The organism is Mucilaginibacter xinganensis (assembly GCF_002257585.1).
Classification (GTDB): Bacteria; Bacteroidota; Bacteroidia; order Sphingobacteriales; family Sphingobacteriaceae; genus Mucilaginibacter; species Mucilaginibacter xinganensis.
In genome coordinates, this window is sequence record NZ_CP022743.1 from 1,981,884 (window position 1) to 2,004,878 (window position 22,995).

General features: G+C 41.4%; 17 protein-coding genes. 7 read left to right on the forward strand and 10 right to left on the reverse strand.

Annotated elements, in window-relative coordinates:
• Window position 1 precedes the first annotated feature (1 nt).
• Entirely contained in the window at window positions 2-910 is a 909-nt protein-coding gene (locus MuYL_RS08585; RefSeq protein WP_094570143.1) for an AraC family transcriptional regulator, read from the reverse strand.
• A gap of 94 nt (window positions 911-1,004) precedes the next feature.
• Here MuYL_RS08585 and MuYL_RS08590 point away from each other — a divergent pair, with 94 nt between their 5' ends.
• Window positions 1,005-1,370 carry a nuclear transport factor 2 family protein gene (locus MuYL_RS08590; RefSeq protein ID WP_094570144.1) on the forward strand — a complete coding sequence of 122 codons (366 nt, stop codon included), beginning with the start codon at window positions 1,005-1,007 and terminating at the stop codon, window positions 1,368-1,370.
• Between the two features lie 130 nt (window positions 1,371-1,500).
• On the opposite strand, the gene MuYL_RS08595 is transcribed toward MuYL_RS08590, so the two are convergent.
• From MuYL_RS08595 to ychF, 7 genes are all read right to left on the reverse strand, one after another.
• Entirely contained in the window at window positions 1,501-2,220 is a 720-nt protein-coding gene (locus tag MuYL_RS08595; RefSeq protein ID WP_094570145.1) for a fibronectin type III domain-containing protein, read from the reverse strand.
• Between the two features lie 6 nt (window positions 2,221-2,226).
• Window positions 2,227-4,947: a T9SS type A sorting domain-containing protein gene (locus MuYL_RS08600; protein WP_157740705.1), complete on the reverse strand. Its 2,721-nt coding sequence runs from the start codon at window positions 4,945-4,947 to the stop codon at window positions 2,227-2,229.
• 493 nt (window positions 4,948-5,440) lie between these two features.
• On the reverse strand, window positions 5,441-5,761 hold the full coding sequence (locus MuYL_RS08605) for a hypothetical protein (RefSeq protein ID WP_094570147.1): 321 nt from the start codon (window positions 5,759-5,761) through the stop codon (window positions 5,441-5,443).
• Between the two features lie 217 nt (window positions 5,762-5,978).
• Window positions 5,979-8,333: a TonB-dependent receptor gene (locus MuYL_RS08610; protein WP_094570148.1), complete on the reverse strand. Its 2,355-nt coding sequence runs from the start codon at window positions 8,331-8,333 to the stop codon at window positions 5,979-5,981.
• Between the two features lie 114 nt (window positions 8,334-8,447).
• On the reverse strand, window positions 8,448-11,108 hold the full coding sequence (locus MuYL_RS08615) for a ThuA domain-containing protein (protein ID WP_094570149.1): 2,661 nt from the start codon (window positions 11,106-11,108) through the stop codon (window positions 8,448-8,450).
• Between the two features lie 375 nt (window positions 11,109-11,483).
• Window positions 11,484-14,141: a glycoside hydrolase family 2 protein gene (locus MuYL_RS08620; RefSeq protein ID WP_094570150.1), complete on the reverse strand. Its 2,658-nt coding sequence runs from the start codon at window positions 14,139-14,141 to the stop codon at window positions 11,484-11,486.
• A 134-nt stretch (window positions 14,142-14,275) separates the two neighbouring features.
• On the reverse strand, window positions 14,276-15,379 hold the full coding sequence (gene ychF, locus MuYL_RS08625) for a redox-regulated ATPase YchF (RefSeq protein WP_094570151.1): 1,104 nt from the start codon (window positions 15,377-15,379) through the stop codon (window positions 14,276-14,278).
• Between the two features lie 193 nt (window positions 15,380-15,572).
• Between ychF and mgtE the strand changes: the two genes are divergently transcribed.
• A complete protein-coding gene (mgtE, locus tag MuYL_RS08630; protein WP_094570152.1) occupies window positions 15,573-17,003 on the forward strand; it encodes a magnesium transporter in 1,431 nt (476 codons plus the stop codon).
• A 74-nt stretch (window positions 17,004-17,077) separates the two neighbouring features.
• Complete coding sequence (locus MuYL_RS08635; RefSeq protein WP_094570153.1) at window positions 17,078-17,554, forward strand: DUF5362 family protein; 477 nt, start codon at window positions 17,078-17,080, stop codon at window positions 17,552-17,554.
• A gap of 80 nt (window positions 17,555-17,634) precedes the next feature.
• Here MuYL_RS08635 and MuYL_RS08640 read toward each other — a convergent pair whose 3' ends face one another.
• Together MuYL_RS08640 and MuYL_RS08645 are read right to left on the reverse strand one after the other, a co-directional pair.
• Window positions 17,635-17,964 carry a DUF3276 family protein gene (locus MuYL_RS08640; protein WP_094572895.1) on the reverse strand — a complete coding sequence of 110 codons (330 nt, stop codon included), beginning with the start codon at window positions 17,962-17,964 and terminating at the stop codon, window positions 17,635-17,637.
• Window positions 17,965-18,082: 118 nt separating this feature from the next.
• Entirely contained in the window at window positions 18,083-19,870 is a 1,788-nt protein-coding gene (locus MuYL_RS08645; RefSeq protein WP_094570154.1) for an ABC transporter ATP-binding protein, read from the reverse strand.
• Window positions 19,871-20,122: 252 nt separating this feature from the next.
• On the opposite strand from MuYL_RS08645, the gene MuYL_RS08650 reads away from it, so the two are divergent.
• From MuYL_RS08650 to yajC, 4 genes are read left to right on the forward strand one after another with little or no spacing between them, the layout of a single operon-like run.
• Window positions 20,123-21,208, forward strand: coding sequence for a Glu/Leu/Phe/Val family dehydrogenase (locus tag MuYL_RS08650; protein WP_094570155.1), 1,086 nt, complete (start codon window positions 20,123-20,125; stop codon window positions 21,206-21,208).
• Window positions 21,209-21,257: 49 nt separating this feature from the next.
• Complete coding sequence (gene nusB, locus MuYL_RS08655) at window positions 21,258-22,205, forward strand: transcription antitermination factor NusB (protein WP_094570156.1); 948 nt, start codon at window positions 21,258-21,260, stop codon at window positions 22,203-22,205.
• Window positions 22,206-22,210: 5 nt separating this feature from the next.
• Window positions 22,211-22,639, forward strand: a complete 429-nt coding sequence (locus MuYL_RS08660) for a DUF1573 domain-containing protein (RefSeq protein ID WP_094570157.1) — start codon at window positions 22,211-22,213, stop codon at window positions 22,637-22,639.
• Between the two features lie 13 nt (window positions 22,640-22,652).
• Complete coding sequence (gene yajC / locus MuYL_RS08665; RefSeq protein ID WP_094570158.1) at window positions 22,653-22,976, forward strand: preprotein translocase subunit YajC; 324 nt, start codon at window positions 22,653-22,655, stop codon at window positions 22,974-22,976.
• The last annotated feature ends 19 nt before the right edge of the window (window positions 22,977-22,995 follow it).

Sequence of the window (22,995 nt, forward strand, 5' to 3'; positions counted from 1 at the left end):
TTTATTTTTTGCTTCTTCTGTAAGCTGCCGGAGTTTCCCCTGTTTTTGATTTAAAAAGTCGGTTAAAAGCGGCTTCGGACTGATAACCGACGCTTGCTGCGATTTGGGATATATTACTGCTTTCCGTTATCAATAGATTTTGGGCCCGCCTGATGCGCCAGTTAGTAAGGTAACTCAAAGGCGTTTCATGCACTAATTTTTTAAACTGATTAAAGAAGACAGAACGTGACATACCAATCTCTGATGCCAGCGATTGCAAGGTCCAATTGTTTTGCGGTGCTTCCTGCATTAGCTTTAGCGCCTTGCTGATCCTTGGGTCGTTTAACGCGGAAAGAAAACCACTTTCGGGTTCAGCTTGTTCTAAATATGTCCTGATGATATTAATAAACATAATTTCCGACAAACACTTCAGCATTACATTGCTTCCCGGCCTTTCGTTATTAAGTTCTTCCAGCATTAATTGCGTAACCTGCTTTAGCAATAGCTGGTTTTCTGTCAAATATTGCCTGATATGAATAATTGGCGGCAAATCCTTTAAAAAAGGATGCAAAGGCTGGTAATCAAATTCAAAATGTCCCGCTATCAGGTTGGTTACTTCGCCGCCGCCGTTAAAAACAGGGATCCCGGCCCGGCGGGCCTTAACAAATTCGGGCGATGGCATACGCAGGCTTGTAGGTTTATCTGCTATCCAATGGGCACTTCCATGAGGAATAAATACCAAATCACCCTCTTGCAATTCTATAATCCGGCCATCAGGCGAGCCAACAGTGCAGTTGCCGCTTATTAACCGCCAGAATTGCGAATTTTGATCCTGGATAATATCCAGTCCCCAGGGAGCTGCAAGAGGAAATTTGCTGTAAACTACACTCTTTAACCTGGTTGCCTCTAATATCGCGCTTAATGAATCCATTTATAAAATGATACGATTAAGCAAATATATGATACTTTTTAACGCTTTAAGTGTTAAAAATGAGGATAACTTTGGATAATTAAAATAATTAAAAATGACAACACAGGAATTAGCTAATCGCTACTACGACCTTTTTCAGCAAAGGCAAGTGGCCGAAATTTATCAACAATTTTATAGTACCGACATTGTTTGTACCGAACCTGAACATGCTTTGGCAATGGGTGTGCCTACCATAACAAAGGGCATTGAGGCGGTATTAGCAAAGTCAAAAGCCAGGCAAGAAATTATAGCAGAAGTACACAGCTTTTTTTGCAGTGAACCGGTAGTTGGTGGCGACTATTTTAGCATGGCTATGGGCCGGGATATGACCATGAAAAATGGACAGCGTTTACAGGTTGCAGAAGTTGCAGTTTTTGGAGTGAAGGACGGCAAGATAATATCCGAAACCTTTTTTTATTAGTAATTAGTTTAAACTTTTACGGATATCTAAAGGTAAAATGGGAGTTTTGTTATTGCTTTAAAGCGAAACTCCCGTAATATAATTCTATATCAGTGGCATCATGCAGTCTGAATAAATTACCCGTCAGCAGTTAATTTACTTTGAAGTAGTAAACGCCTGAATTCGAAGTATTACCCTGCGTGTCTTTGGTAACTATTTTCCAATAGTAGCTGCTTCCGGACGTAACCGTCACTCCGTTTAAAAACATATCGGTAACGTTGGATTTAAGCAGTGACGGGGTAGAAGTTGAGCCAAAATAGATATCATACCCGGTAATATCGTTATCAACGTCTCCGCCCGTCCAAGTCAGGTTTATGGCATTGGCCGCAGCAGTTACACTTGCTCCAAAGGCAGGGGCGACCAGGACTGCAGGAAAAGGCGAGTAGGTGATTGCGCCTGATCCGGCCAGGTAAAATTTCCAGGTATCACTTTGGGCAGTGGTGTTCAAGCTGTTTGATTTAGAAACCACGAACCATGAATAAGGGGTGTTGCGCGATAAAGTAGCTGTAATCTGGTTACCAGTTGATGTTTGTACAGCGATTGTTCCTGTAATCAAATTTTTAATATCAATTTCATAACTGTCGGTATGAGCGGCCGCGCTCCAGGTAAGTACGATACTGGCTTCGGTGTTTGATAGAACTGTTCCGCTGGTGCAAAGGGCGTTTTGAGCCGGAAATACTAGTGTCGCTTTCTCAGGCGAAGGTTTAGGATTTTGATGTTTGCTACAGTTTGCTATTAGAAAGGTCAGGATCAACATTACTGAAATATTCACCATGCCTTTTATTTTTGATTTTGATATAAGGTGCGGCATACTCATTTAATTTTTTATGATTTTATGGATGCCCTGGTTACCATCTGCAACTAACTCAATTATATAAACACCTTGTGTTAAGTTAGACAGATCAAGTTGAATAATGCCAGATTGATTGGTGTATTGTTTGTCATAAACTACCTTGGTAACGTTGTTATATATTTTCACGCTTGCATTTTTTATCACATTATCACCTAAATTAAGACTAACAGAATTGGTAAACGGATTTGGAAAAAGTGTCATCTCGTTTTCAATAGTAATCGTTTTACTGATAATGCCCTGGCACACCTTATCAGTGGTTACGGCTAATTGGTTTGTTCCGCTTTTAAGATTCAGCGTTACCTGCCCTGCAGTAGTAGTACTGTTTATTCCATTTAAGGTAATGTGATAAACATCCCCGCCATCTAATGATAGTACCAGTTGGCTAGTGGATGTGATTACACTTGAATAAACCGACAGTTCTTTGGGTTCAGTAATTACTGATGTAAAGCATTGCTGGTAATCGGCTTGCCCGGCGATAGTTATACATACATTATAAGTGCCGGCAGAAAGATTGTTCACATCAAGGGTTGATGTAAAGGAATAGTTGCTGCTTGTGCCGCCATTGGTAGTTACCAAAGCTGTATAATTAAAACTTTGCTGTGCTGTTATGTTGAGAGCCCCATTTGCTGAACCCCTGCAAGTGGCGCTGGTATTGGTTATTTTAAAATTGGTTGCTGGTAAATCAAACATTACTTTGCCATCAACTGGCAAGTTTTGCGATACGCTTCCTGTGCTGGATAAAAGAATAGGGCCACCATAAGTTCCGGCCGCATTCGCATTAAGACGAATATATATAGGAGTTTGAGTAATAGTTCCAGCCTTACCTATAGTCACAGCGGTACTAAACGTAATATTGTCTTTACTTACTTCAAAACCGGCTGGTGGGGTTACCAATATTCCCGTAATCATATTTGTACCTGATACATTAAAAGTAAGAGAGGCCGATGGTGTTCCTTTAATAGTGTTTAAGGTTTTTGCTGTCCCGGTTATAGTAAAGGTTGGCGCCAGATACGTAAACCCCGAAATTGCGTAACTTCCGCCGGCTGTTGTGAATTTAATTGCACCGGAAGCTCCGGCGCCAACTACGGCCGCCAATACCGTATCAGACGCAATTTTGAATGAACTTGCCGCCACCCCACCTAAAGTTACAGCAGTTACACTACTAAAGTTTGATCCTTTAAAGGTTAAGGTTGCCCCGGTTCCTGCAGATAATGGGCTTACGGAGGTTATTTTAACCGGATAGATAGCTGATGGAATGTCATACCTATATATGCTGCCCCCAATTGCTACATAAAAATCACCATTACCAAAGTAAACCTTACCTAATGAACTTTGAACCCGCTTAGCAGATGTTAAGCTATCTGCATAATATCTTGATCCGCGGGAGTTGAATATCATCCGGCCGTTGTTGCCTAATTTATCTACCGCGCTATTGTTCGAAAAAAAGCTTATTTGTTTCGACACATTTTTAGAAGTCCTGAGCCAAACCTGCTCAGTATTTGAATTGTCTGTAATACTAAATGCAATGTATCCGTTGTATAAAAGGTATTTTTTTGTGTTCTCTAATACCGTTCCTAAAACCTGATCACCTGACCCGTTGTACAAATGTACGGTATATGGCCCGAGACCTCCAACTGAAGCCTGCGTATATACAATATTATTGTGATCTATAGAGGGGTAAACATCAACCCCGTTCGTTGTTATTTTTTGCACGGCACCGGTACTCACCGTATATTTTTCAATATTGTAATCCGACGCGCTATATACTTTGCTGTAAACAATTGTGCCTTCGGGGCTAAAATCGTTTTGATTATTTGTGGTAACTGTAGCTGCTGTAATGGTATTAAATGTTGTGAGGTCGGTTAAAAAAATCTCATTTCCCCATCCCTGCCACATCAGTTTATTTCCCTGGCTGATAAGCCCATAAGAAATTCCGCTAAAAGTCTTTACAGCCTTAGATACATTAGTAAGTTTATTGGCCTTCCAAACATACACCGAGTCATGGACGGCGTCGCCACTGTAGTTTAAAAGTAATGCCGCACCAGCATCACATAAAATGCCAAATACAAAAGCACCGCCGCCTATATTAATATTTTCAGTAGCTCCATTAGTGATATTTACAATTTTTAAATGAGGTATATTATCAGTCCCCTGATCTAAGACCAAGGCTCGAGTGTCTTTAAAATCAATCACCTGCCCCCCCTGGCTGGTAAAATAAGGCTTCAGATAAGGGCTTTTATCAATATATATTGGAATTAAGGTTATGTCGCTTGTTTCATTTACACCTGTACTTACACTTTCATTATCTATGCCGTAAACACCAATATTGCCCGAGAAAGATGTCCCCTGTGGCAGTATATCAACCATCGTATCAATACTATTAACAAAATTGATCCTGGAATTATCATAAATTACGACACCCTTGCAACTACTGTGTCCCGGGTCGCTCACGTTTGCTTTTATATGTATTTTTGATTGCAGAAAAGAGGCCCTTCTTGTTGGCGCCGTCACCGCGACTATTGGTAAACTATCAAAATTGAAATTTTGGCTTAGGGTTTGCGCGTTATTGAGCGCATCTTTTACAAAAACAGTTATTTGTAAAAGTCCCTGGGGTAGCCCAGTTAAAGACAGTGTACCGATGTAATAACCATAGCTATCGCGTGCAAGGGATACTGTTCTGTTCATTACTGTAGCCGTTGCTGTAGCTATTGAATAAGGAGAAGTAACAGATATTCTTACTTTAAGTAAATCGTGGAAAAGAAGTCTCGTATCCGGGCTATTGATAGTAATTAAAATTGAAGCTTTAGTGCTAAATGGAATTGCAAATAGAAAAATTAAGAAAAAAAGGTTTAGCTTTTTTTTCATAAGGAGTATTGAATTTTTAATATACTGTGTACTAAAGCAATACGGCAATTAAATTACACCTATAACTCTATAAAGTTAATATTATTTAGAACAAAGCACTTACAATATATTTATAAAAATATTGTAAGTGAGTATTCACTCCTAATCGATGGCGTTGATGCGGAAGGAGACGCGTAAATAGTTTGGTAGATAATAGAAATGTTTCAGCTATGGATACCGGCTGGTATGTTGCCGGAGCACAAAACGTCAAAAAGCCTGCCGGTAGGTCACTGGCGGGCTTTCTTTATTATATAATAACATTTTAGGTATCTTACTAAGATGCCTGTGCCAGCTGATTGTTATAAACAGGCTCAACCTTTAGTTCGCGGCGGATGGCTGGGCTTTCAGTATTGTCAAATTTATCCTTTAGTTTTTTAAAGATCTCGAAGCTGAAAGCATCGTTAATTGGCAAATGATATTTTTCGACAGCTGTTCCCGGGTGCATTTTTAGAGATTCGCCCGAAACTCTCAAGTTGTTGTGATTAATATGGGTTAGCCCGGTTAATGGGTCAGTATCATAGATGACGAAAGTATCTATTTCTTTTCCTTCGCAATCCGTATAAATTACGGTAGCATATTCATTATATTGTTTCATGGGTAAATGTGTGTTACTTATAAACACAAATGCTGTTTCAAATGTTTTACATGAAAGTTAATTTATTTATTTAGAAATTATACTCATTAGCCTTTCTATAGATTAGAAAGTTTGATGAGAAGATAACATGCTATTACTAAGCTTAGTGAAATAAAAAAACCAATAGTTAATTTTTAACTATTGGTTTTTAAAATTAAATTTGCTGAAACGAAAGTCTTTAAAATCTGGTTCTTAAACTAAGCCCGTAAGTTTTTGGATTGCCAAGATGCGACGCTCCAAAGTCATAAGCATAATCAATGTATTTTTTGTTGGCAAGGTTGCTTCCCCATAAAAACACATCAAATCTTTTCGTGCTTATGCCTAAACGTGCGTTCAACACGCTGTAGGCCTTCTGTTCAATCTTATTGGCCAGGTCAAAATATTGGTTGCCAATATATTTCCATTCGCCGCGGGCCACAAGATGCATGTCTTCTCCAATTTCATAAGCGTATTGCAAGGAAAGCATTGAGGTTACATCAGGAGTATATACCTGGTGGTTGCCTTTTAAGTTTAAAGTGCTGCCGTTATTGGGTACAACCAAGTCGGTATAGCGGGCATGTGTATAACCAAAGTTATAACCGATGTCAAGACCTTTTAAAAGCGTGGCCGCTAACTCTGCCTCAATACCCTTGCTGCTCAGTTTGCCGGCATTTTTAGTGATAGTTATGGCATCGGGCAATACCAGCGTTGGCACCTGTGCGTTGTTGATCAACGTGTAAAATGCCGAGATATTTAAACGTAGCCTTTTATCAAAAAATGAATTTTTTGAACCAATTTCATAATTGTCACTATATTCCGGTTTATAAGCGTAAAGCGGTGGTTGCGAAGGATCAGAGCCTAACTGGCTGATGCCGCCGGCACGGAAACCTCTGCTGTAAGTGGCAAACAAGTTGTTGTTATCTGTTAAATGATAAGCTACGGTAAGCTTTGGCGTAAATGCCCTAAAGTTTGCTTTCGAGGAGGTATCCGGCTGGGTTATCATTGCGTCACCTCCGTCCGGCTGAAATTCGCCTTTCACTTCTTCTTTTTTGTGCTCAATATCATAGCGTAAACCTGCTGTAATATCCCATTTTGGGTTGATAGTATAAACTACCTGCCCAAATGCTGCCGCGCCGTAATTGCGCTCAATATTGGTGTTAATGCTGGTGAAATTATTGATCGGTGCGCCAACAGCTGCAGCATCAGCACCAAAATGGGTCCCCGTTTTTGAAGGGGCGTACCGGTAAAATCCATACAGACCGGCTGTCCATTTAAGCGGAGAGGATGATGATGCCGGTGAACTGAACCTGAATTCCTGCGTTCCCACCTTAACTTTGTTCCAGCTACCACCATAATTATTGATCAGAGACACCGCATCAATAGGGGAGAAGTCGCCATCAATAGGGTCGGTATAATACCTGTTATTCTCCTGGTACGAGCTTACTGAGGTGAAATTAAAGTTGCTGCCTGTATAGTTTGCAGACAGGGAGGCATTGAAAATGTTGTCAATCATTTTTGTAGTAGCATTCTGATTAACCCTGAATGGATTACTTATGGCATCTGCAGGGCTTCCCGCTAACTGGAACGGTCCGTTGTTACGGTTGGCGTAATTTTTAACGTTCAGGGTAAGCGTAAGCTTTTGGCTTGCTAAATACTTCAGGTAATAATTACCCAAAAAGAAATGCTGTTTATCAAATTTAGTATTGTTAAACTCATTGGTATAAAAGCCATCCATTTTTGAGTAAACTCCGGCAACCCCTAAAAATAGTTTGTCTTTAATTAAAGGTGCGCGCAAGCCAAGGCTATAGCGTTGTTCGCCGTAATTTCCAAATTCAAGTTCAGCAAAGCCGCTGGTTTGATTAGTGGGTTGTTTGGTTATCACGTTAATTACACCGCCCAGGGCGTTGCGGCCATACAGAGTTCCCTGGGGCCCGCGTAAAACCTCTATCCGCTCTACATCAAAAAGCTGCGGGATATAAGTATCCAGGCTAAATTGATTAACGCCGTCGATATAAGTTACCACCGCCGGATCATAAGATGTAGTTGCAATTCCCCTTATGCCGGTAACATTCCGGTTGTCACCCGGGCCGGCAGCGTATAAATTAGGTACAATGCCGGTAATATCTTTAAGGTTTTGCAGGTGGTAAGCCTGTACCTCTTTAGCCGATAGTGTTGAAATACTAACCGGCACCTTTTGCACTTCTTCTTCCCTTTTTTGTGCCGTTACCACCACTTCGTCCAGTTGGGTACTTGCGTCATTAAGTTTTATATTAAACACCTGCCCTTTGCCATTTAGTGTAACAAGCTGGTTCCGCTCGGCATAGGCTATGTTGCTTACGTGCATGGTATAGTTTCCTTCAGGTACATGGTTAATACTAAATTCTCCTTTGCTATTGCTTGTTGTATTAAAGTTAGTATTTAGTAATGTAACGGTTGCACCGCCAACCGGCTTTGAGCTTTGGTTGACAATAACACCGGAAATATCAGTGAAATTTTGCGCTGACACTGAACAATAAATGATCAGCATAAAAAATAAAACGAGTAGTTTTTTCATTAAAATAGGTACATAAGTTCAAAAATGTGAGGTCAAATTGACTACACACTTGCGGGGTATAAATAAAAAGGCAGGATAATTATTTGATTATCCTGCCGCTGGTATTTTTTAATATTATTGTTTTAACGACAGGATCCAGCCGATAATTTGCTTAGCTTCCGCCGGTTTAAGAGCAGGGTGTGCAGGCATGGCAACATCGCCCCAAACGCCGCTTCCACCTTCTTTAACTTTTTGTGTTAAATGGGCCATGGATGCCTTATTATTAGGATATTTTTTTGCCACTTCTGTAAACGCAGGCCCGATAGATTTTTCTGCTATTTTATGGCAGGTTTTGCAATCAAGCGATAACATTAATGCTTTGCCGGGGCTGTTTGCATTGATATTAGCCAGGTTTGATATCATGCTGCCGGCTAAGATATTAATTTGTTTACTTTTTACGGTTGCTTCCTGGTCATCCTTAACATCCACCGTTGCGTTATAGTTTCCTTTTTTAGTATAAGTATAAAGCAATTTTGGGGCGATGGTCTTTTTGGTAACTCCATTACCCAGGTTCCAGGTATAGCTCATTTTATCGCCTTCGGGATCCTTTGCGGCAACCGTAAATAACACGGCTAACGGCAACTGCCCAAAAGTTTTGCTGGCTTTTACGCTGGTAATTTCAGGTGCGCGGTTGCCGCGGTTGTAATCAATACGGGCCAAACCGGCATCGGGGTTTTTACTGAACCAGCCACTGCCATATTCCAATACATAGATCCTGCCGTCGGGGCCGGTTTCCATATCAATTGGCGCATTGAATTTTGTGGTTGACATAAACGGTTCCATCTTATCAAAATCGCCGTTTGGCTGCAGGGTTATTGCTTTTATCCATCCACGGATCCAATCGTAAAAAATAACTTTCTTATTGTAATAATCAGGGAAACGGGTTGCTTTAGGGTACATGTCCGTATAATAAGCCGGTCCTGCCATTGTGGTACGTCCGCCTGAACCTACTTCAGGAAAATCTGGCGAGGCAGCGTAAGGATACCAGATAAAAGCGGGCTGCGCAGGTGGTAATTCTTTTAAACCGGTGTTGTTTTTTGAATCATTCACAGGGTGTGCAGGGTCAAACGCGGGGCCCGAAACGCCTGTTGCATAGTCAAAAGCATGATACGGGATATTGGGCCCTATAAATAGCGGCCATCCAAAAAAGCCGGCGGTCCTGGCCTGGTTAAGCTCGTCATAGCCACGTGGTCCGCGGGTCTCTAAACTATCTTTATTAGCATCAGGGCCAACTTCTCCCCAATACAGGTAACCATTCTTTTTATCAACTGAAATACGATATGGGTTCCGGTCGCCCATCACAAAAATTTCAGGTTTGGTATTTGGGGTTCCCGGTTTAAACAAGTTACCTTCTGGAATATCATACGAGCCATCCGGTTTTATTTTTATCCTTAATATTTTACCGCGCAGGTCATTGGTATTTCCTGCTGAACGCCTTGAATCAAATTGGCTATGGTCAGGGCGGTCGTCAAGAGGAGCAAAGGCATGGGTATTATACGGTTGTTTTCCCGGTTCATCAAAAGGGGTTGAGTTATCACCCGTTGAAACAAATAGGGTGTTATCCTGCCCAAATGCAATGGAACCGCCGGTGTGGCAACAGATCTCGCGTTGGGAGTAAAGTTGCAGTACAACTTTTTCGGTTTTATTGTCAATGGTGTCATTTACCAGTGTAAAACGCGATAAACGGTTTACGCTGGTATCAACCGGGCTGTAATAAATGTAAACATAATGGTTGTTCTTAAAATCAGGGTCGGCCTGAATGCCCAACACACCTTCTTCGGCATTTACGCCTTTGGTATGTGTTTTCCAGTATGCATTTAAAAATCCGGCCTGCTTAACAGTTTTAGTTTCGTTTTTATAAAGCATTATTTCGCCGCGACGCTGTGCAATAAGCACATCAAGGTTTGGCAAAATGGTCATTTCCGTAGGTTCAAAAAAAGTACCGGTTATCAGCTGTGTTTTTGTGAAACGGTTTTCTTCGGGTACGCGTTCTGTAGTAACCTTACCATAATTTAATTTCTGGTGATCACCAATGGCATATTGAATACCGCCAAGAATATGTTTCAGGTAAAGCGGGTCGCTGTACGACTCGTCAGTATGGCCAAGTTCGGTGTACCACGCCCTGCCGCCATCAAAGTTGTGATACCAGGCCATAGGGTGGTTGGCACCGTTAACGCCACCTTTATAACTGGTTTCATCGATAGTGATCAGAACATGAACATCCTTGTTCAGCTCTTTATAGTTATACCATTCATCTTTTCTTTTCCACTCAGCGGGAAGGTGTTTGGTCGAAACATGTGTTCTGTCCACTACGTGTAGTACAGCTTCCTGTTGTGCAGGGTGGCTCAAAAAGTAACCACCAACCAGGCGGCCATACCAATGCCAGTCGTACTCGGCATCAGCAGCAGCATGGATACCTGCGTAGCCTCCGCCGGCCTGTATGTACCTTTCAAAATCGTTACGCTCGTTAGCGGTTAATAAAGGCCCGGTAGTGCTTAAAAACACAACGGCGCTGTATTTTTTCAGGTTGCTCTCTGTGAACTTGGCATCATCTGAGGTGGTATCCACGTCGAAATTGTTTTCGTGGCCAAGTTTTATAATTGCAGTCACACCCAACGGGATAGAGGCGTGGTGAAAGCCCGCAGTTTTGGTGAACACCAAAACCTTTGGTTTTACAGGAGCAAATCCTAAAAACAAAAGCGGGATAAATAAAAGGAAAGTAAATTTTAGGCGCATTGGCTTGTCTTTTTAATGATAAAATATGTCGGTGCTGTAATTGGTTTAACAGGGGCTCAATTTAATAAAAAAGGCTTGAATTAGTATGGATAAAAAGAAATGATACTTAATTGTTACTCATGTGTTTAAGATTTATGAAATCGATTGCGGAAAGGGGTATGCGTCATTTATTAAAACATGAGCGATGCCTTTGAATATGTACCCTTTAGTCATTAGTCTTGACGTGTGAGTATCAATACACAAACTATTATTTTGTTTGTTGCGGGTTATAATTCCATCACTGAATTCACGAATAACGGGTTTTGCAGGGTAAAAGACCGCAAATTATCTCTCTTTAGCCCGGAATAATAACTGCGGACTAACGGGAGATACCAACTATTTAAGGCTGATGGTCTGCTCTTTCAAATTCCACCCGCTTACAGTTACTGCCGGTAAACTTTTAATTTTACCTGCATCATAAGTAAGCGTAACTGTTTTATGCTCACCGGGTAAAACAGAGACATAATTATCGCTGTAAAATACCGGCAGTAAACGAGCGCCACTCTGCGAATCGACCAAAGATACCCGGTTGAAAAATGCCACAGGCGCATTTGGGGGATTGCTTAAAGTAACTTCAATTTTACCGGGCACAATTTGTTTTGCAACCGTTTCAACTTGTGATGGTGCGATTTTTTTCAAGCCGGAATAATTGCCTTTTTCGTCCACAAGCCAATACAGGTTGTCGCTAACAACGTTTTGTTTCAGATCAGTTAATCTAAGCGACAGAAATACACCTTCTTTTTTGGCAAGGGCATCAACATCGTCTTTTACCGGAACAAAGCCTTTAACAGATTGCGGCTGGATCTCTTCAAAAACCTGCGTCAGCAGTTTTTCTCTTCCCTGCATATCATAAGTTTTCACAGACAGCATCAGGTCACGTTTAGTTGTAAACGTGTTATTCACAATGGTGACCATTCCATTTAACGGATTATACATCACATGCAGGGGCTCGCTGCCGTTGTGCAGGCCATACAGGCAAGCATTAGGGTCGAGGTAATAATCATACATTTGCCCGCGCATGGCCGTCCATGGGTTTTGGGTTTTCCAGATAATCACACCGGTGTACCAATCCCACATGTGGGCGCTAAAGCCTTCCATTAGCGCGCGGTACTGGTTATAATTAACCAGCTGTGCTTTAGCGGCAAAATCTTTTACATCTTTTGCTTTTCCGTAAGGCTCAATAGATGCATCATAGCCGATATATTTATGATAATCCCACACGGAGTCAACCTTGTTCTTTTTCTTATCATCAGAAAACTCAGGGGCCACTAAATTTTCGGTTGGGATAAAGCGTTTCAAGCTTTCAAAGTCATTAATACCAACCGAGCCGATCTCGGAATTAAACGGAAAGGTATGCACCTTCCAAAATGCCGAGTCGGGCTGGATGCCGTAAGGCCCGTCGCCATTGCCGCCGAGGGTGTTGAGTGACATTTTATCGGAATTAGAGTATTCAACAAACCATCTTGTGCCGTCAAGCTTTGGCAGGATAGAGTCGCGCACGGGCAGTAAAATATCTTCAGGCGGTGTTATCTCATTACCGCCGCACCAAATAGCTAAAGAGGGGTGGTTGCGCACCAGTTTTATCTGGTCGGCGAGCGATTGCAGGTAAAGTTTATGGTCGTCGGGGTATTTGCGCCTCGTCCATTGGTCATCCTTCTTCATTGGGTCCAGCCACCTGCCGTTCGCATCACCTGATACCCAGAAATCCTGGAAAACGAGCATGCCATATTCATCACAGGCGTTATAAAATTCAGGGCGTTCAACCAAAGCACCGCCCCAAACGCGGATCAGGTTCAAATTCATATCCCTGTGAAAGCGCACTTCTGCATTGTATCGGGCATCGGTGAAACGGAGCATGGCATCAGAGATGATCCAGTTGCCGCCTTTGATAAAGATCTTTTGCCCGTTAACTTCCACCTGCCTGCTATGTGTTTGTGTGTTCCAGCTGGTTTGAATTTCCCTTACACCAACATTTATATCTGCTTTGTCCGAAAGTTTATTTGCTGTAAAAAATTGAATAGACGACTTATATAGGTGGGGCGTGCCATAGCCATTGGGCCACCATAGTTTAGGGTCTTTTAATACCAAATCGTTCAGGTTAACTTCAAGAGAAGAATTTGGTTTAATGGCTATGTTTTTAACCATTCGCTGCCCGTCAATAATAAACTGTAGTACACCGCTCACAATCTTGCCGGTAGCGTTAACCAATGTTGCCGAAGATTTAATAACAGCAGGTTGTTGTTTGCCTTCAACCTGCCTTATACCCGGAACAATTGTAACAACGTGCGGGTCGGTAATTCTAACCGCTCCGGTTGTTTCAATGGTCACTTTATCCCAAATCCCGGTGTTGCGATCACGCATCGGTTGGATCCAGTCCCAGCCGGCGGTGTATTGCAGTCCCACATTTTTGGCTATCCGGCCGTCGCCGCCCTGGCCGCCATTGGGATTGCCCACAGGGTCTGGTGGGTAAACTAATACCGCCAAACGGTTGGCGCCATTTTTATTAAGGAGCGCGGAGATGTTGTATGATTGCCGCAAGAACATCCCGAAATGCGTTTGTTTATTTACCTTTTTGCCGTTTAAAAAAACCTCGCAGCTATAATTAACGCCTCTTAAATTTAAGTAAACCTGGTTATTACCGGTAGGTGCTGGCTGGGTAAAGTCTTTTACAAACCAGTAAGTGTAATAATCGCGCCCGGTGGTGTAAATGTCTTTAATATGGGCATTGTTCATCCCCCAAAAAGGATCGGGAACCTGTTTGTTATTCAACAGCGTAGTCAAAACCGTTCCGGGGACGGTGGCGTTGATCCAGGCGTTAACAGCAAAGTCAGTTTTTGAAATTTGTGTGCCATCGGCACGTACTTCAGCTATCTGCCGGCATTTCCAGCCTTCGTTTAATTCGTATTTATTTTGCGCCGGGGCGTTTGCAAATGAGAGTAAAAAAAAGGCAATAAAAAGGGAGAAGCTTTTAGCAAATGATTTGTACGTAGCCATAGATAAATTTAATGCCCTAAAGGTAAAATAAATATAAAATAGTAGCTGTGGGCGCGAGTTCTTTTATACACTAATTAAAAAAAATAGCGGTAAGTTTCATACTCACCGCTATTTTAAATAATTTTTGTCTTTTTTTATACATTAAACCTGAAGTGCATAATGTCGCCATCCTGCACAATATAGGTTTTGCCTTCGATACCTAATTTTCCGTTTTCTTTAATTGCGGCTTCTGAGCCATTAAACTTTACGAAATCTTCATATTTGGTAACTTCGGCGCGGATAAATCCCTTTTCAAAATCGGTATGGATTACGCCGGCTGCCTGCGGTGCGGTAAAGCCCTTGGTAATGGTCCATGCACGCACCTCCTGCACACCAGCCGTAAAGTAGGTGGCAAGGTTCAATAGTTTGTAAGCGGCTTTGATCAATTTATTTACACCAGATTCAGCAAGGCCGAGATCGTCTAAAAACATCTGGCGCTCCTCATAGGTTTCCAGTTGCGATATTTCTGATTCTATTTGTGCGGATATGATCAGTACTTCGGCGTTTTCTTCTTTAACCGCGGCTTTCACTTTATCAACATAAGCGTTTCCGGTGTTAACCGATGCCTCGTCAACATTACAAACATACATAACAGGTTTTGCCGTTAACAGCCAAATGTCTGCAATGTACTCCTGGTCTTCTTCAGCAACAGGAGCGGTACGGGCTGATTTGCCGGCCAATAAATGGTTTTTGTAAACAGTAAGTACGTCAAAGGTTTTCTTAGCTTCTTTATCGCCGCCTGTTTTAGCCATTTTTTCAACCTTCTGAATTTTCTTTTCTATCGAGTCAAGGTCTTTAAGCTGTAATTCGGTGTCAATAATTTCTTTATCACGGATCGGGTCAACTGAGCCATCAACGTGGATCACGTTATCATCATCAAAACAACGTAACACGTGTATAATTGCATTGGTAGCCCTTATATTGGCCAAAAATTGGTTGCCAAGTCCTTCGCCTTTGCTGGCGCCTTTAACAAGCCCTGCTATATCAACTATTTCAATAACATTTGGAACAACGTTTTTAGGGTTAACTATTTCCGTAAGCTTTGTTAAGCGCTCATCGGGAACAGTAATTACACCCACATTTGGCTCAATGGTGCAAAACGGAAAGTTTGCCGCCTGCGCCTTTGCATTTGATAAGCAATTAAAAAGTGTTGATTTACCTACATTCGGCAAACCTACTATACCACATTGAAGTCCCATTTTATCTAAATTATGTTGATAGTTATGGTTGCTAATTCATAGATGCCGACATGAATCATCAACTGTTGACTATGAACTATTCCCAAAAAGCTGCAAAGATAACAGAAAAAATTGCCTGCGTTTTGAAAAAATAAACGACTTTTGCGGCAATACAAAAAGCAGGCAGAATTAAATATGTAAACGGAGGGTTTTTATGGAAGAAATGGTTGATCAGATAAATGTGTTACTGGAAGATAAAGACAATACCCGGCTGCAGGAATATTTGAACAACTTAAATATATCAGACGTTGAAGAGCTGATAGATGAACTTCCTGAACGCGGTGCCCTGTTTATTGAAACACTTTCGCTTAACCGCGCTGTAAATGTATTCCGCATCCTGGATTTTCCTACACAGGAGCGCATTATAAAAAAACTCTCAGGCACGCGCGTTGCCGACCTCATTAACGAGTTACCACCGGATGATCGCACTTCGCTTTTTAGCGAACTCCACGGTGATGCCGTTCAAAAACTGATCCTGCATTTATCGCCTGCAGACAGAAAAGAGGCATTATCCCTTTTAGGATACGAGGAAGATTCTGTTGGCAGATTAATGACCCCTGACTATATCGCCGTAAAAAAGGAATGGGATGTGGAGCGGGTGCTCAATCACATCAGGCGTTATGGTAAAAATTCCGAAACTATCGACGTTATTTACGTAATTGATAAAGGCGGTATTTTACTGGATGACATCCGGATCCGTGAGATATTATTGGTAACACCCGATACAAAGATCATCGATCTGATGGATGGACGGCTTATTTCGCTAAGCGCCAGCGACCCTCAGCAGGATGCCATTAATGTGTTCAGGATGAATAACCGCACGGCGTTGCCTGTTGTGGATGCCCAAAATATTTTATTGGGAATTGTTACGGTCGACGACATTTTGTGGATTGCAAATGAGGAATATACAGAAGACATCCAAAAGATAGGTGGTACCGAAGCTTTGGACGAACCATATCTTGATATTAATTTATTCAGACTTGTGCGTAAAAGGGTGGGGTGGCTCATCATCCTGTTTTTAAGTGAGATGCTTACCTCTACGGCGATGCAATATTTTAATGATGAAATTGCAGTAGTTATACAGCTTACCTTCTTTATTCCTTTAATTATGTCAAGTGGGGGCAACAGCGGCTCGCAGGCATCAACCTTAATTATACAGGCCATGGCGCTTGGTGAAGTTACCATAAGCGACTGGTGGCGGGTTATGCGCCGGGAGATCCTGTCCGGATTGATGCTGGGCTCCATACTGGGTGTTATTGGGTTTCTGCGCATTGTGTTGTGGACCTCATTCAGTACAATTTATGGCCCTTACTGGTTATTAATAGCCCTTACGGTTGGCTTTTCATTAATTGGGATTGTACTATGGGGCTCGTTAGCAGGTTCAATGCTGCCTTTGCTGATGAAAAGATTAAAACTGGACCCTGCCACTTCATCGGCACCTTTCGTGGCCACTTTAGTTGATGTTACCGGGCTTATCATCTATTTTAGCATGGCATCTCTTATGATGCATAATATTCTTCATCATGCAGCTACTGCGCATCATGCAGTTTGCTTATTCAATCATTTTAAAGTCTCTTTCGGTTAAATTACGGGCCGGGCTCAATTTTAGTTGTTTAGTTTTTAATAGTTTATAACTTTAGATAATCTAAAATAATTAAAATGGAAGTAACAGAAAACTTTGAACAACCCGAAGCTGAGTCAGGGGCAATTTTAACTTTTGAAGCGCAGGGATATTTACGCGAATCAGGTAAGTGGGCTTATTTTTTAGGTATAACCGGGTTTGTATTTTGCAGCCTGTTTTTAATCTTGTCATTATTTGTTGGTACTATCATTTCTGTACTGGCATCCATATCCCCATTGTATGCTGGCATACCCGCTGGTGCCGGTATAGGATTGTCTGTTATTTTTATACTGGTTGACGTACTTTACTTTTTCTTTGCTTTGTACATTTACCAGTTTGCGACAAAAATAAAAAAGGGATTGCTGTTTGCAGACACCGAAAGCGTTACCGAAGCACTGGGGAAATTAAAATCCTTTTTTAAACTCTGGGCCATAGTAACAATTGTAGTTTTGTGTTTATATGCTCTTGAAATTGCCGGCGCAATAATAATCGGGATAGCGTTCAATCACCGTTAACAAATCGGGAAATAACAAAATAAAAAACCCCTGCTGGTTGGGCAGGGGTATATTAGTTTAGTTAGTTTAGTTTGTTCTGTTTAAATTTCGAAAGAAAAATCCTCGTCGGCAGTTTTTGCAACTTCCTGGTTTTCGCTATATTCATAACGCTTTTCAACAACTTCCTGATTTGCCTTAATATACTCAATGGTATCTTTTAGGCCATCAGCAAATTTTTCAAAATCCTCTTTATATAAAAAGATTTTGTGCTTGATAAAAACGCCATCCTCCAAACGCTTTTTGCTCTCGGTAATAGTAACATAGTAATCGTTTGAACGGGTTGCCTTTACGTCAAAAAAATAAGTCCTTTTCCCTGCTCTTACCTTCTTTGAATAAACCTCTTCACGCTCTCTGTTTTCAAAATCTCCCATAATATATTTATCGTAACTAGTTTTGGTTGGCATAAATATAAATAATTTTTCAAAGTACAAGTATTTATTCTAATAATATTAAACTTTTGTTGTAATTATTCTATTTTCCGCACTTTTTTCAGATGCTTTCCTCTTCTTCCAGCAACTGTTTTTCATATAACTCAAAATATGTGCCTTTGAGTTGCATCAGGTAGTTGTGGTTTCCCTGCTCAATAATTTCGCCATTGTCCATTACCAAAATCTTGTCGGCATTTTTTATGGTCGAAATCCGGTGGGCTATTATCAGGCTTGTTTTCCCTTGCATATTTCGCCCCAGGTTGTTTAATATTTCTTCTTCAGTCCGGGTGTCAACGGCCGAGAGGCAATCATCAAAAATCAGAATCTGCGGATGCTTAACTATCGCCCTTGCTATAGACACCCGTTGCTTTTGCCCGCCCGAAAGCGTTATCCCCCGTTCGCCAATCAGCGTTTCAAAACCATGTTCCAGCTCCATGATATTTGAATAAACGGCGGCATCTTTTGCAGCCTGCGATACTTTATCCATTTCAAGCACGTCGGCGCTGAAGGCGATGTTATTGGCTATGGTGTCTGAAAAAAGAAAAACTTCCTGCGGTACGAAGCCAATTTGCGAACGATACCCTTCCAGGTTAATTTGGGTAATTGGCTGCTGATCAATCCGGATCTCGCCGCCGGTGGTATCGTACATCCGCATAATCAAATTAGCAATAGTTGATTTTCCCGAACCTGTGCGGCCAATAATGGCTATCATTTCGCCGGGATTAGCGGTAAATGAAACATTTTTAAGTGCACGGATGCCGGTATCCGGGTAAACAAAAGATACATTATCAAACCGGATGTGCCCGCTCACAGCTATTTTATCAACAGCGGGCGAAATGATCTCCGGTTGCTGTTCAAGGAATTCATTTATGCGTTTTTGTGAGGCTGCCGCCCGTTGAATCAGCGAAGTAACCCAGCCTAACGAGATAACGGGGAAGGTAAGCATATTAAGATACACAATAAATTCAGCGATGTTGCCCGATGTGATATTACCCTTCATTACTTCAACACCGCCTATGTACATAGTTATAACGTTGCTTAAGCCTACCAGCAGCAGCATTAATGGATAAAATAGTGCCTGTACTTTAACCAGCTCCATTGAATGTGTTTTGTAGTTCTCGCTCTCTGCAGCAAATTTGCCGGTTACGTGCCCCTCGCGAACGTACGATTTGATAACCCTTATACCCGAAAAATTCTCCTGCACAAAGCTGGAAAGGGCCGACAGCCGCTGCTGGATCTTTTCACTTCTGAAGTTAATGGTATTATTTACGTAGTATATAATTACAGCCAAAACAGGTAATGGCAGCACAGAATATATGGCAAGCCGTACATTTACGGTAAGCATTACATAAATAACCATTATAAAAAGTACTACCGTGTTAATGGTGTACATAATACCCGGCCCAAGGTACATCCGCACGCGGCTCACGTCTTCCGTTACGCGGTTCATCAAGTCGCCGGTGTTGTGGCGGCGATAAAAAGCAAGCGATAATTTCTGATAATGATAATAGATCTCATTTTTCAGATCATATTCTATGTGCCTTGACATAAGAATAATGGTTTGGCGCATAAAAAACAGGAACAAACCACGCAGCAAGGCCAGTACCAGCACCAGGATGCCAAAGAGGAGCAGGCTGGTGCCAAAGAGCTGGTAAATTTCGTCTTGCCGGTTAAAGCCTGAAAAGAGCCTGTAAAGCGCTATATTTTCTGTTACAAGATCAAATGCGACCCGGATAACCTGCGCAGGCAACACGCCAAAAATATTGGAAATTATAACGAACAGGATGCCGGGAATAAGTCGCCAGCGGTATTTGTAAAAAAACTTATTGAGGTATGCAAGATCCTTCATATAGCGGCGGAGCCCGGAACAGTCCGAAACCCGGACGCCGGAAAGTTCAAAAGTAGGATAATGTAATTAATTATTCAAGGAGCATTGGGGCTGCGATAATAATATTGGTATGTAACTATTTATTGTTAATACGCTCCTGTTTCAGCCGTGCTCCTATGCTTTTCCGGGTTTAGGACTAAACAAACTTTGCGGCAATAAAAAAAACCCATACTTTTGTCCAAGTCAACAGAATAATTTACTTTGTCACCGCTAATGCCAAACTCAAACGCAAGTGAATCGATTTTTAGCCAGCTTGAGGCTTTAGGACATAAGAAAGTTGTGTTTTGCAGTGACCCGGATACAGGCTTAAAGGCAATCATAGCTATTCATGACACCACGCTCGGCCCTGCTTTAGGCGGAACACGGATGTGGGCTTATAAATCAGAAGCTGATGCATTGCATGATGTTTTAAGGCTATCAAAAAGCATGACCTATAAATCGGCAATCGCCGGCCTTAACCTGGGCGGTGGTAAAGCAGTTATTATCGGCGATTCTCACAAAGATAAATCGGAAGCATTATTACGCAAATTCGGCCGTTTTATAAAAAACCTTAACGGTGAATTTATTACCGCCGAAGATGTTGGCACCAATCCGCGTGATATGGAGTATATCCGGATGGAAACGCAGCACGTTACGGGTGTGCCTGAGTCTATCGGTGGCAGCGGCGATCCTGCACCTATAGCGGCCCTTGGCGTTTTTATGGGGATTAAGGCCTGTATAAAGGAGCTTTACGGTAATGATAACCTTGCAGGCCGCTCAATAATTGTACAGGGTATAGGGCACGTTGGCGAAAACCTTGTAAAGTTGCTTCGCGAAGAAAATGCGAAAGTTTATGCAAGCGACATTAATGAGGACAGCCTTGGGCAGATTGCAAAAAAGTACGGAGCCGAAGCTGTATCAAACAATACGATATTTGATATTGATGCGGATATTTACGCACCTTGTGCTTTAGGCGCAACGGTAAACACACAAACAATTAATAAGTTGAAATGTGCCATTATTGCCGGCTCGGCTAATAACCAGCTGGAGGATGAAAGCATTCACGGGCAAATGCTACTGGATAAAGGAATCATATTCGCCCCTGATTATGTAATTAATGCAGGTGGGATCATTAATTGTTACTCGGAATTGATGGGATTCAGCAAAAAAAGGACCATGCAGCTAACCGAAAATATTTACGAGGCCACACGCAATGTTTTAAAACTTTCAAAAGCCGAAAACATCTCAACAACCGTAGCCGCAAACAAAATAGCCGAAAAAAGAATCGCTGACATAAAAAAAGTTAAATCAACCTATTAAAATAGAAAATAACCCGCTAACTTAGCGGGCTAAAATCGTTCTTACAAAAATGTTAAACCGCAGACACCTTAGGGTAAAAGTTCTTCAGTCGTTATACGCTTATCATCAATCAAACAGCGGCGACATCAAACAGCATGAAAAAAACTTATTGCAGACAATTGATAAAGTGTACGAAATGTACATTTGGATGCTTTCGTTAATTTCAGAAATAACAAGCTACGCAGAAAATGATGCCGAAGAAAGGGCAAACAAACACCTGCCTACAGCCGAGGATCTTAATGCCAACGTTAAAATTTTAACCAACCGCTTTATAACTTCTTTACATCAAAATAAAGAGTATTTGGCGGGCCTTAAAAAGTACAAAGTAGCCTGGGATTTTGAACCTGAGCTGGTTAAGTCGCTATTTACTGTCCTGAAAAATTCTGAAGATTATAAAGAGTATCTGAAAAAAACAGGTGATACTATCCAAACAGATAAAGACATAATCAAATATATTTTCAAAAAGGTGATCTTAAAATCATCAATTGCGGAGCAGGTATTTGAAGATAAGTTTTTGTACTGGCCGGTTGATAAAGATGTTTTGCAGGCCCTGATCGCAAAAACTTTTAAAAACTTTTCGCACGATGAGCCCGAACTGAACAACCTTGCCGAGGTAACGGGCAATTGGGAAGAAGACAGGGAGTTTATAGTAAATCTTTTTGAAGAAAGCATTCGTCATAACGACGAATACCAGCTTTTAATAACCGGAAAAACTCAAAACTGGGAACCTGACCGTATTGCGATGATGGATACGTTGCTGATGAAAATGGCGATTGCCGAATTTGTTAACTTTTCTTCAATACCCGTTAAAGTAACCATTAACGAGTATCTGGAAATTTCGAAGGAATTTAGCACCCCGAAGAGTAATTCGTTTATTAACGGTATCTTGGACAAGATTTTAACCGACTTAAAATCGCAGAATAAAATAAAGAAAATAGGCAGAGGACTTATAGAATAATTAAAATGAAGAAACTGTTTTTAACCTTACTGGCAGCAGGAATCCTGGTTACTGCCTGCAACTCAAACAAAACAGGCAGCGCAACTGCAGACAATACCACCACTGCGAATGCTGCAAATGCACCTGTAATGAAATTTGAAAAGGATACCCATGATTTCGGCAAGATCAAAAGCGGTGATAAGGTTACCTACGATTTTAAGTTTACCAACTCAGGTAAATCGCCTTTGATTATTACCGATGCCATAGCAACCTGCGGATGCACGAAGCCCGAATGGCCAAAAACACCAATAAAACCGGGTGAAAGCGGCAACATACATGTTGTATTTAACAGTGCCGCAAAAATGGGACTGCAGGACAAAATGATCACTATTACCGCCAATACCAACCCGGCCCAAAACAGGGTGCATTTAATTGGCGAGGTAACAACTAATTAAATTATAAATTAAAATGATAGCAACTATTTTATTACAGGCTGGTTCAGGCTTTGGAATTCAGCAAATTATAACTTTTGGTTTAATAGCCGTGGTTTTTTACTTTTTTATGATCAGGCCACAGGTTAAAAAGCAAAAAGATCAAAAAAAATATGTTAACGAGTTGAAAAAAGGCGATAAAGTGGTTACAACAGCTGGTATCCACGGCAGGATCATTGACGTAAACGATACCACTTTTTTGGTTGAAGTTGATAACGGTAAGATTCGTTTTGATAAATCGGCAATATCTTTAGAGGCTTCAAAGGCGCTGAACACGCCCGCTGTAGTTACTAAGGCTTAGGTAAAAGATTAAAGGTGAA